Origin of the sequence: Erythrobacter fulvus, from assembly GCF_028595285.1 — a bacterium.
In the GTDB taxonomy this organism is placed as follows: Bacteria; Pseudomonadota; Alphaproteobacteria; order Sphingomonadales; family Sphingomonadaceae; genus Erythrobacter; species Erythrobacter fulvus.
In genome coordinates, this window is the sequence record NZ_JAQQXQ010000011.1 from 47,276 (window position 1) to 58,700 (window position 11,425).

At 66.7% G+C, this 11,425-nt stretch carries 11 protein-coding genes; 10 read left to right on the top strand and 1 reads right to left on the bottom strand.

Going from position 1 to position 11,425, the window contains the following annotated elements:
* Positions 1–2: 2 nt before the first annotated feature.
* The 8 genes from OIK40_RS13100 (at position 3) to OIK40_RS13135 (ending at position 8,609) form a co-directional block, all read left to right on the top strand.
* Positions 3–1,100, top strand: a complete 1,098-nt coding sequence (locus OIK40_RS13100; protein WP_273678795.1) for a flagellar basal body P-ring protein FlgI — start codon at positions 3–5, stop codon at positions 1,098–1,100.
* The gene (locus OIK40_RS13105; protein WP_273678796.1) at positions 1,097–1,426 is read left to right on the top strand and encodes a hypothetical protein; all 330 of its coding nucleotides are present in this window, start codon (positions 1,097–1,099) and stop codon (positions 1,424–1,426) included. Before OIK40_RS13100 ends, OIK40_RS13105 begins: the two co-directional genes overlap by 4 nt.
* A complete protein-coding gene (gene flgK, locus OIK40_RS13110; RefSeq protein WP_273678797.1) occupies positions 1,426–2,766 on the top strand; it encodes a flagellar hook-associated protein FlgK in 1,341 nt (446 codons plus the stop codon). Before OIK40_RS13105 ends, flgK begins: the two co-directional genes overlap by 1 nt.
* Before the next feature lie 15 nt (positions 2,767–2,781).
* Positions 2,782–3,702 carry a flagellin N-terminal helical domain-containing protein gene (locus OIK40_RS13115; protein ID WP_273678798.1) on the top strand — a complete coding sequence of 307 codons (921 nt, stop codon included), beginning with the start codon at positions 2,782–2,784 and terminating at the stop codon, positions 3,700–3,702.
* 30 nt (positions 3,703–3,732) lie between these two features.
* On the top strand, positions 3,733–4,596 hold the full coding sequence (gene motA, locus OIK40_RS13120) for a flagellar motor stator protein MotA (RefSeq protein ID WP_273678799.1): 864 nt from the start codon (positions 3,733–3,735) through the stop codon (positions 4,594–4,596).
* 1 nt (position 4,597) lies between these two features.
* Positions 4,598–5,581 carry a flagellar motor protein MotB gene (locus OIK40_RS13125; RefSeq protein ID WP_273678800.1) on the top strand — a complete coding sequence of 328 codons (984 nt, stop codon included), beginning with the start codon at positions 4,598–4,600 and terminating at the stop codon, positions 5,579–5,581.
* Positions 5,578–7,053 (top strand): S41 family peptidase, encoded by a 1,476-nt coding sequence (locus OIK40_RS13130; protein ID WP_273678801.1) that lies wholly within the window; start codon positions 5,578–5,580, stop codon positions 7,051–7,053. Before OIK40_RS13125 ends, OIK40_RS13130 begins: the two co-directional genes overlap by 4 nt.
* 98 nt (positions 7,054–7,151) lie before the next feature.
* Entirely contained in the window at positions 7,152–8,609 is a 1,458-nt protein-coding gene (locus OIK40_RS13135) for a S41 family peptidase (RefSeq protein WP_273678802.1), read from the top strand.
* Between the two features lie 103 nt (positions 8,610–8,712).
* On the opposite strand, the gene OIK40_RS13140 is transcribed toward OIK40_RS13135, so the two are convergent.
* Entirely contained in the window at positions 8,713–9,528 is an 816-nt protein-coding gene (locus OIK40_RS13140) for a flagellin N-terminal helical domain-containing protein (protein ID WP_273678803.1), read from the bottom strand.
* A gap of 272 nt (positions 9,529–9,800) precedes the next feature.
* On the opposite strand from OIK40_RS13140, the gene OIK40_RS13145 reads away from it, so the two are divergent.
* Entirely contained in the window at positions 9,801–11,054 is a 1,254-nt protein-coding gene (locus OIK40_RS13145; RefSeq protein WP_273678804.1) for a sigma-54 interaction domain-containing protein, read from the top strand.
* Positions 11,051–11,422 carry a flagellar hook-basal body complex protein FliE gene (fliE, locus tag OIK40_RS13150; protein ID WP_273678805.1) on the top strand — a complete coding sequence of 124 codons (372 nt, stop codon included), beginning with the start codon at positions 11,051–11,053 and terminating at the stop codon, positions 11,420–11,422. The genes OIK40_RS13145 and fliE overlap by 4 nt, the downstream gene beginning before the upstream one ends.
* Positions 11,423–11,425: the final 3 nt, after the last annotated feature.

Below are 11,425 nucleotides of genomic sequence, written 5' to 3' on the forward strand. Positions count from 1 at the left end.
TGATGAACCGCATTCTCCCCCTGTTGCTTGCCTTGCTGGCAGCCTTCGTCCCCGTTCCCGCCGCCGCCGAGCGCATCCGCGACCTCGGCCAGTTCGAAGGCCTGCGCGCCAACCAGCTGACCGGCTATGGCGTGGTCGTCGGCCTTGCAGGCACGGGCGACAACAACCTGCAATATGTGACCGAGGCGATGCGCGGCGTATCCGGCCGGCTCGGGCTGCAATTGCCGCCCGGCGTCAGCCCGATCCTGCGCAATGCCGCTGCGGTGATCGTGACGGCGGAACTGCCGCCCTTCGCCAAGCCGGGCCAGCGGATCGACATTACCGTGTCCACCCTCGGCCAGGCGTTGAGCCTGCGCGGCGGGGCGCTGATCCTCACCCCGCTCTACGGCGCGGACGGGCAGATCTATGCCATGGCGCAGGGCAATGTCGCTCTCGGCGGTCTGGGCGTGACGGGCCGCGACGGGTCACAGTTGACGGTCAACGTTGCCACAGTTGGCCGGATTGCCGACGGGGCCACCGTCGAACGCGCGGTCGCCACCGGTTTCGACCGTCCGGGGCCGCTGCGCTTCAATCTCCACCAGGCCGATTTCCTTACTGCCTCGCGGGTGCGCGACGCGATCAATGCGCGCTGGCCGGGGATTGCCGCCATCGCCGACGGGGTCAGCATTGAACTGGCGCTGCCGCAGGGCAATGACGTGCGTTCCGCGCTGATGGCGGAGATCGAGATGCTGGCGGTTACCCCCGCCCCGGTCGCCGCGCGGGTGATCGTCAACAGCCGCACCGGCACCGTCGTGATCAATGATGCCGTGCGCCTGTCGCCTGCCGCCGTCAGTCACGGCAAGCTGGTGATCCGCATCGACGAGAATCCCGCAGTAGTGCAGCCCGAACCCTTCAGCCGCGGCCAGACCGCGATCGAGGAATCTTCCGATATCACCATAAACGAACGTGCCGACCGGGTCGCCTATATGCCCGGCGCAGCCTCGCTGTCGGAGATCGTCGATGCGCTGAACCTGCTCGGCGTGGGCGCGTCCGATCTGGTGGTGATCCTCGAAAGCCTCAAGCAGGCAGGCGCGCTGCAAGCCGAGATGGTGGTGCTGTGACCAGCCCCCTGCCGCCTTCTGTGCCGCCCTCCGTTTCCCGGTCGACTGGCCCGGTCGCCCGCAGCTCGGCGCTCTCGCAAGAGCGCGCCGAGCTGCGCAAGGCGGCGGAGGGGTTCGAGGCGATCATGATCCGCAGGATGCTCGCGACCGCCCGCGCGGCCAGCTTTGCCGAGGAAACCCCGCTGACCGGCGGCGGCCTCCAGCAGTTCCAGACGATGCGTGACGAACATTTTGCCGATGTCGCTGCCGCCAGCGGCGCCTTCGGGTTTGCACGGAGTATCGAGGCGCAGCTTGCGCAACACCTTCCCGATAAAGGGGATAATTGATGCCCGGCGCTCTCTTCTCCATCGGTCGCAGCGGTTTGACTGCCTCGCGCGCCAGCCTTGAGCTGACGGCGCAGAATATCGCCAATGCCTCGAACGCGGATTATTCGCGCCGCGAACTGACCCAGAGCGAGCTGGTGATGACCGGCGCGATCGGGATCAATGCGGCGGATTCGCTCGGCGGTATCCGCCCTTCGGCGGTCGTGCGGGCCGAAAGCGCGCTGGTGCAGCGGCAGGCGCGCGATGCGTCCTCCGCACTGGCCAGCGTCGATGCCCAATATCTCGCGCTGCGCGAGGCGGAGAGCGCGCTGGAGAATTCGGGACTGTTCACCGGACTGGTCGAATTCGAAGCGGCGCTGACCCGGCTTGAAGCCAATCCGCTCGATCCGGCACTCAGGCTCTCGGCGGTCGAAAGCGCGCGCGCGATGGCGGGCAATTTCCGCACTGCCGACAGCACGCTCGCCAATGCCCGCAGCCTGGTGCAGGACGAGGCCGCAGCCGAAATCGTGCAGGTCAACGAACTGGCCGAAGAACTCGCCCGTGTGAACCGCGAACTGGTGGGCGTGCGCGAGGGCACCTCCGGGCGTGCCGCGCTGCTTGACCGTCGCGATGCGGCACTGCGCGGGCTGGCCGAACAATTCGGTCTTTCGACCACCATCAATGCCAATGGCACTGCCGATGTCACCATCGACGCTGCGCCGCCCGTTGCGCTGGTAAGCGGCGGGGTCGCGGCGAGCGTGAGCGTTGCTGTCGCTGCCGACGGCACGCTGACCTTCGATCTTGGGGGCACTGCCTTTGCGCCTGCCGGTGGGGCCATGGCCGGCCGTGCTGCCGCGCTGGTCGAGATGGCTGGCTTGCAGACCGGGATCGACAGCCTTGCCGCATCGGTGATCGCGCTGGCCAACGGCGCGCAGGCGGCTGGGGTCGATACTTCCGGCAATCCCGGCCAACCGCTGTTTTCCGGCACCGGCGCCGGCGATATCGATGTCGCGCTGGCCTCGGCAAACGGGCTTGCCACCGCCCCTGCCGGAGCGCCTGCGGGCAGCCGCGATACAGCCAATCTTGCCGCTCTGCTGGCCACGCTCGGTGCCGATACCGGCCCTGCCGCCGGGGCCGACGCGCTGCTGCTGGGTCTTTCCAGCCGCGTCTCAGCGCTCGACACCCGGCGCGAAGGTCTGGCCGTTGTCGCCGCCACTGCGGAGGCCGAGCTGCTGCGCGAAACCGGTGTCGATCTGGATACCGAGGCCGCCAATCTGGTGCGGCTGCAACAGGCGTTCGAGGCCAACAGCCGTGTGATCCAGGTCGCCGCCGAGCTGTTCGATACCCTGCTGGGCCTGCGATAGGGAGGGCGCGTCGCGATGAGTTTCGTCAGCAATTCCACCGGATCATTCTTCAATCGCTCGATCGCGCAAATGGCCGATCTGCGCGAGGCGATCGAACGCACCCGCACGCAGATTGCAACGGGGCAGAAGATCGAACGCGGATCGGACGATCCCGCCGCCGCGGCGCAGCTGCGCAGCATCGCGCGGCGCGGGGCGCTGGCCCGGGTGGAAGGCGACAATGCCGCGCGGCTGGGGCAGGATCTGGGTTCTGCCTCGACCGAGCTGGAGGCCGTCACCGCGCTGCTCCAACGCGCCCGCGAACTGGCGGTGCAGGCGGCGAACACGCCGACCGGCGAGGACGGACGGCAGGCGATCGCCTTCGAATTGGAGCAATTGTCGGAAGAGCTGTTCAGCCGCGCCAACGGCACCACGCTGACCGGCGAACCGCTGTTTTCGGGCCTGTCCTCCGATCCGGCCTTCACCCGCGATGCGCTGGGCAATGTCACCTATAACGGCACCCCTGTAAGCGGGGCCGTGCCGGTTGCACCGGGCACCGCGATCGATCGCGGCTTGCCGGGTAGCGAGGTATTCCAGTTCGACCTTGGCGGCACGCCGACCAGCGCCTTTGCGGTGCTGGGCGGACTGGCCGCAGCGCTGGGCGGGGGATCGCCCGATCCGGCCGGCGCGGCGCTGGCCGCGCTCGACGGGATTGACGCCGCGCTCGATACTGCCAGCCGTGCGCAGACCATCCTCGGCACCCGCATGGCGTGGGTCGAACAGATCCAGCAGCAGCAGGCCGACCGCGGCGTCGCGCTGGCCGAAAGGCGCAGCCGCGCGGGTGATACTGATACCGCCGAGGCGATCGCGCGCTTGCAGCAATCGCTGACCGCGCTCGAAGCCAGCCAGGCCGCTTTCGCGCGGGTCAGTTCGCTGTCGCTGTTCAACGCGCTGCGCTGATCCAGACCTTCTTCAAGGAGCCTCTTCCCCGTGTTTGTCGCAATCGGAATAGTCGTGCTGCTGGCCATGGTGTTCGGCGGGTTCATCCTCGCCGGCGGAGCCATGGGGCCGGTGCTGGCCGCGCTCCCGCTCGAATTCATGATCATCGGCGGGGCGGCGGTGGGCGCGACGCTGATCGGCAACTCGATGCACGAGGTAAAGCTGCTCGGCAGCGGCTTCGGCAAGGTATTCAAGGGCCCGAAATATACCGATCAGGACCATATCGACGCGATCGCCCTGACGTCCAAGCTGATGAAGGTGCTGCGCTCCGAAGGGGCGGTGGCGCTGGAAAGCCATGTCACCGAACCGGGCAATTCGGCGATCTTCAGCGAATATCCGCGGTTGCAGTCCGATCCCGTGGTCACCGCGATGATCTGCGATCCGCTGACGTTGATGGTGGTATCCTCGGGCACGCTTGATACCCACGCCGTGGAAGACGTGATCGACAGCGCGATCAAGACCCAGCTGCACGAGATGGACGAGCCTGCGCATATGATCCAGTCGCTCGCCGACGCGCTGCCCGCGCTGGGGATCGTCGCGGCGGTGCTGGGCATCATCAAGACCATGGGCGCGATTGACCAGCCGCCCGAGATCCTCGGCAAGATGATCGGTTCCGCGCTGGTGGGGACGTTTCTGGGGGTGCTGCTGGCCTATGGCTTTGCCGGGCCGCTGGGCACGCGGCTCAAGCAAATCAATACCCATGACCAGCAGATTTTCCATTCGATCAAGCAGGTGATCATCGCCAGCCTGCACGGCTATCCGCAGCCGCTGGTGCTGGAAGCTGCACGTTCGGGCCTGCCGCCCGCGCACCGCCCGAAGCTGACCGACCTGCTCGACATGATGCGGGGACGCTAAGGTGGCAGAGGCCGATCCCAAAGCTGCGCTGGCGCAAGCTGCCGCGATCCCGGCGCCGATCATCGTCAAGAAGATCACGATCCAGGAAGCCGGCCATCACGGCGGCGCATGGAAGGTCGCCTATGCCGACTTCGTCACCGCGATGATGGCGTTCTTCCTGCTGCTGTGGTTGCTCGGCGCGACCGAGGAGAAGCAGCGCAAGGGCATCGCCGATTATTTCACCCCGACGCTGGTCAAGCTGCGCAAGGAAAGCGCCGGCTCCGACGGGGTGTTGGGCGGAAGCTCGATAACCGATGCGGATAATTATCCCAATGCCATGGGCCAAACCGGCACGCGCGCGATCACCATTCCGCGCGGCGTCACCGGCGGCCCGGTGGAAGGCGGCGGGCGCGGCGAACTGGATTCCGACAAGCTCAAGGAACTGCGCGACAAGATCGAGAAGAAACTCGTCCAGCGTCGCCAGCTGTCGCACCTCGCGCGGCAGGTGCGGGTCATGCGTGCGCCAGAAGGGATCCGGATCGATCTGGTCGACGATGCCGATTTCTCGATGTTCGAACTGGGCACCACGATCCTGACCAGGGATGCGCGCGGGCTGCTGCAGGTGATGGCCGAGACGCTGAAAGACGAAAGCGCGCCGCTGATCCTGCGCGGGCACACGGATTCGCTGCCGTGGCGCAGCGGGGTGAGCGCGAATAACTGGTCGCTGTCCACCGGCCGCGCCGAGGCGACCCGTCAGGCGCTGGTACTGGGCGGGCTGACGGCGAACCGCATCGCGCGGATCGAAGGTGTCGCCGATACCGAGCCGCTGGTGGCCGACAATCCCGCCGATCCGCGCAATCGCCGGATTTCGCTGCTGCTGCTCGATGGCAAAGGCACGGGGGGCAGGGCGATCACCAGGCGGCCTGCGCCCGTGACGCCTGTCGGCAAGGCACCACCGGCTACGCCGGTTGACCCGGACGGCGAGGCTGCTAACCCGACGACATGAATATTACCGGACTGCGCAATTTCCTTTTTGCATTGCTGTTCGCCACTGCTTCCGCCGTTCAGGCTGGGAATGCCGATCCTTGCGGCGATTGTCTTTCCGCGCAGGACGCGCGGGAGGATCTGCGGGCCCTCTACGAAGGGTTGCAGCAAGAGCATGTCGATCTCTTCGCGCGCCGCAGCCGGGCGGAATATGATGCGAAGATCACGGCCCTGCTGGCCCGGATCGACGGCCCCGTGCAGCGCGCTCAATTCAATCTGACGCTGCACGAGGCGCTGGCCTTCGGCAATGTCGGCCACGCCAAGACAGAAGCGGCGATGGCCGACGTTTTCTCCCATGTCGGCAACGGCGGCGCGATCATTCCGCTGTCGGTGGTCTATCGCGACGCGGCGATGCTGACCGACAATTGGGCTGGCAAAGGCGCAGCCTTGCCGCCGGGATCGCGCATCACGGCGCTGGGCGGGTTGTCCCTGCCGGAATTCGAGGCGCAAGCGCGCAGGATCATCTCGGCTGACACCACCCGGCTGCTGCGCGCGCAGATCGAGCTTGGCCTGCCGGCCTATCTCTATCTCGTGTTCGGGCCGCGCGAGGCGCTGCGGGTGGATTACATCGCACCCGACGGCACCGCCGGATCGCACAATGTGGCCGGGATGCCGCTGGGAGAGATGTATGCCCTGCAGGATGCCCGCCGCGTGCCGCGCCCCGATCGCAAAGCCGGTGCGCGGATCTATCGCGATCTGGGCGATGGGGTCTTCTATCTCCAGCCCGGCCCGTTTTCGGCAACGGGTGAAGAACGCGGCGAGGATGGTGCGGCCTATTTCATTGATCCGTTCCGCGATTTCGTCCGCGATGCTTTCGCTGCGCTGGCAGCCAGCGGCGCGCGCGATCTGGTTATCGACCTGCGCGACAATGGCGGCGGCGATGCCAGCTTTTCCGACCTCATCATCGCACGGCTAACCAACAGGCCGTTCCGCTATTCCGCACGTTACGAAGTCAGAGCGGGGCCGAATACCAAGGCGGCATGGGCCGGACGCGAAAGCGATCCCGATACTCTTGGCGGGCGGATCAAGGCCACGCTTGCAAGCGCTGCCGATGGTGAACGGGTCACGATCGCAGTGCCCGAAACGTCGCCGATCGCCGAAAATGCCTTTGACGGGCGTGTGTGGGTGCTGGTCAACCGCCACACCTATTCCAACGCGGCAGTGATTGCGGCGCTGATGCAGGATCTCGGCATCGCCACGATCATGGGCGAGGAGACCGCCGACCTGCCGACCACCTACGGCGCGGTGGAGCGTTTCAGCCTGCCGCATTCGGGCGCGGAGATCATCTATCCCAAGGCCTATATGGTGCGCCCGTCAGGTTCGGAAGAAGTGCGCGGGGTGGTCCCCGATTTCCTGATCGCGCCTGCCCCTGTCGGCAGTGCGCACGACCGGATGCTGGAAACCGCCGTCACCCAGATCGGCCTGACGCGCTGATCGTAGTCGGGCCGGGGGCGGCTGACATCCGTCGAGTTGCATGGGCCGTTGACAGCGCCGGCCTTGTTTCGCGGGGTTGCCGGAGGCAGCGGGCCCGCATGACCCGATTTTTCAAGCCTGTCGCCTCCGTTTTCCTCGCCATGCTTTCGGCCTGCGCTGTGGCCTCTGCCCCCGCCCCCGCCCGCACCCTCGCCGATGCGCCGCAGCCATGGCGCGCCGCAGCACCGCTCCAAACCATTATCACCGCCGACGGCACCACCGATCCTGCGATCCGCGGCGTGTGGCGCAGTCGCGGCTATGGTCGGCTGCTGCGGATCGACGAGCGCGGCGTAACGCAGTTCGAGATCGGCGCGACCTGTTATCGCCCGGTGACCTCGGGCGAGGCGTTGAGCGCGATGGATTCGGTCTCCTACCGCTATTTCCGGCTCTTGCCCGGCGGCGACAGCGCGATTTTCCAGCTGCTGCGCGGCGATACCAATGTGGTGTTCGACCGGCTGGAGGCGCTGCCCGAAGGATGTACCGAAAGCCCGGCAACCACTCCGCAGGCGGTCGCCGATGCCTTTCTTGATGCCTTCGAGAGCCACTATGCCTTCTTCGACCGCCGCCCGCCCGGTCATGCCGAACGCGCCGCCCGCGTGCGCGCCGCGATCCGCCCCGAGATGAGAGATGCTGAATTGTGGGACGCGCTAGCGGGCTATATGCAGGGTCTATCGGATAGCCATACCAAGCTGATCGGCAATGTCGGCGGGGAACGCCGCCGGGTGCAGGACGGGCAGGGCGAAACCCTCCCCCGCATGCGCGCTGCCGAAGGCGGCGAGAGCGCGTGGCTGATCGAGCTGATCGGCATCACCATGCAAAAGCTCGGCGAAACCGCGCACCACACCGGCAACGACCGGATCGTGTGGGGCGTGATCGACGGACGCGTCGGCTATCTTCAGGTGTTCCAGATGGGCGGCTTCACAGACCGCGAGGATTTCGGCAGCGCAGCCTGGGCCGCGGCGGAAATGGCGGAATTCGACCGCATAATGGACGAAGCCTTCGCAGCCTTCGCCGATGCCGGGGTGAAGAGCGTGATTCTGGACCTGTCGAACAATCGCGGCGGGTGGGACAAGATCGCCAAGGCGATCCCCGCACGCTTTACCGATGATGCCTATGTCGGGTTCACGACCGTTACCCGCGGATCGGGTCTTGCGCCGTTCCCGCATATGATCGAACCGGCATCCGGCCCGCGCTTTGCCGGCCCGGTCTACCTGCTGACCAGCAATGTGACGGTCAGCGGCGGGGAGCTTGCCACGCTTTCGCTGCGCCAGAACCCGCGCGTGATCCATGCCGGCGCGACCACGCGCGGCGCGTTCTCCACCCCATTGGCCAAGCGGCTTCCCAATGGCTGGTTGCTGGAATTGTCGAACGAGGTTTTCGCCGCGCCCGACGGCAGTGTTTACGAGGAAAGCGGGATCGCCCCGCAAGTGCCGCTCGCCGTCTATCCCGCCGATGCGCCGGTCGAAGGCCACTGGCGCGCGGTCGAAAGGCTGGCAGCGATGATCGGCGACGACTGACCGGCGCTTTGCGCTTGCCGGACACGAAAAGGCCCGGAGCCGATGGGCTCCGGGCCGGGTGGTCGCCTTCGGGGGGAAAGAAGAAGAGCGACGGGGGAAGGGCTTAACGCAGCAGCGACAGCACGTTCTGCTGCGACTGGTTGGCCTGCGCCAGCATCGCGGTCGACGCCTGGCCGAGGATCTGCGCCTTGGCGAGTGCGGTGCTTTCGGCCGAATAGTCCGTGTCCTCGATCCGCGAACGGGCGTCGGTCAGGTTGGTCGAAACGTTGGTGAGGTTGTTGACCGCCGACTGCAGACGGTTCTGCACGGCACCCAGATCGGCGCGGGCGGTGGTCACGGCACCGATAGCGGTGTCGTAGTCGTCAAGCGTCGCCGCAGCAACCGAAGCACCGCCGGTAACCACGCCGGCCAGAGCGCCGGCCGCCACGTCGAGTTCGGGCAGGCTGATGTCGATCGTGTCGACGGTGGCCGCACCGGCCTGAATGGTGACGGTGTTGCTCGCGGTCGAGAACAGGTTGATGCCGTTGAACTCGGTGTTCTCGACCACCTGCGTAATCTGGGCGGCAAGAGCATCCTGCTCGGCTTCGATATTGGCAAGGTCGTCGGTCGAATAGGTGCCGTTCGACTTCTGCACGGTCAGCTCGCGCATCCGCTGGAGCATGTTGGTCACCTCGTCCAGCGCGCCTTCGGCGGTCTGGGCAAGGCTGATGCCGTCATTGGCGTTGCGCACGCCCTGCGCCATGCCGCGGATCTGCGAGGTCATCGAGGCGGCGATAGCGAGGCCGGCGGCGTCGTCCTTGGCCGAGTTGATGCGCTTGCCGGTCGACAGGCGCTCCATCGCCGTGCCGAGCATCTGGCCAGCCGAAACGCTGGCATTGGTGGCACGAAGGGCCGAGATATTGGTGTTGATCACGTTCATTGTCGAAACTCCCGAATGGTCAGGCAGGACGAAGGTGCCCGTCGCTGCTGGCCCTTAGAGCGGCCATGTCCCGGGATGTTTAAGCGGCCAATTTTCGCCTCGCGTCGTAAACACGGCGGCAAGTCTCCGCCTCCCGCCGTTACCCGCATGCGCGCGCGCATGTGCCTGTTCCGTCGGGCGAGTTAGGTGGAGTTACGGGGGCTTAAATTTGCAACATCTTGGACGTCCCCGCGGCAATTGCTTGCCACCAGAAAGACGCAACGGGGGCGTTAATGACCATTCTAGCAAGCAGCACGACCGGACACGAAGGGCTGATCGACATCACGGTTCCGCTGATGGGCCGCAGCTGGCAGCGCGAGCGCATCGCCTTTGGTGCCGGGGCGCCGCAGGGAACCGACCATATCCGGATCGATCTGGAACAAGCCGCCGCGCCCGTGCTGGCAATGACCGGCGCGAACCGCATTGCCCTTGCCTATGATCCCGCCGCACCCGAGGCCGCGCGCCCCGCATTGCTGGCCGCCGCATCGCAGGGCGGCTGGCCGATTGCAGGCGATACCCAGTCGCTGGCGCTGCTGACCCTGGCCGAGCGAATTTCGGCGAGTGATATTCCCGTCCTGCTCGAAGGGCCGACCGGCACCGGCAAGGAAGTGCTGGCGCGCTTCGTCCACCACCTCTCGCCGCGCCGAGACGGTCCGTTCGTTGCCGTTAACTGCGCCGCCATGCCCGAGGCCATGCTCGAAGCCCTGCTGTTCGGCCACAAGAAGGGCGCTTTCACCGGCGCGGCCGAAGCGGGCGAAGGGCTCTTCCGCGCCGCCGACAAGGGGACGCTCCTGCTGGACGAGATCGGCGAACTGCCCCTTGCCTTGCAGGCCAAGCTGCTGCGCGCCCTACAGGAAGGCGAGGTTCTGCCGCTGGGCGCGACGCGTCCGCTCAGGGTCGATGTGCGGGTGGTAGCCTGCACCAACCGCCACCTTGCCGCCGAGGTGGAGGCAGGGCGCTTCCGTGAGGATCTGCTTTACCGTCTCAACGTCTTTCCCCTGCGCATTCCCGCGTTGCGCGATCGTCCGGGCGATATTGCCCCGCTCGCCTTCGGGATGCTGCTGCGCCACGCAGCCGTGCCGGGCCGTCCGGGCTGGATCGCACCTTGTGCGCTCGCCCTGCTCGAAAGCCATGCCTGGCCGGGCAATGTGCGCGAGCTGGAAAATGTCATCCGCCGCGCGATCCTGCTTTCGGGCGAGGGGCCGTCGATTACCGCCGAACATATCGTGTTCGATCAGGCTGTGCGCCCCGTATCGGAAACGCCCGTCCTGGCACCGCAGCCGCAATCCCGCTCACTATCCGACGTTGCCTTTGCGTCCGAGGCGCAGGCGATCCTTGCCGCGCTCGCCAGTCATGACGGCAACCGCAGCGCGACCGCCCGCAGTCTCGGCATCTCGGAACGCACCTTGCGCTATCGCCTCGCCTCGATGCGGGCCAGTGGCATGATGGCCGCCGCCACGGCCAATGTCGCCGGAGCCTGCGCATGAGCACGATCCGCCCCGGTTTCGGCCCAAGCTTCGGCCCCGCCGACGTCATGGCGCTGCGCCAGCAGGTGCTCGCCCGCAGCGCCGCCTTGCAGGACGTGCGCGCGGCAAGCGACACGCCCGCGCCCAAGGCTCCCACGCCGACCCCTGCGGCAGGCTTTGCCGACACGCTCGGCAATGCGCTGAAACAGGTCAACGCGGTGCAGCAGCGCTCCAGCGACATGCAGGTCGCCTATGAACGCGGCGCTGTAACCGACATCGCCGAAGTCATGCTGGCCCGGCAGGAAGCGGGCGTCGCCTTCGAGGCGACCCTGCAGGTGCGCAACAAACTGCTCACCGCCTACCAAGACATCATGCGGATGGGGGGCTGATTA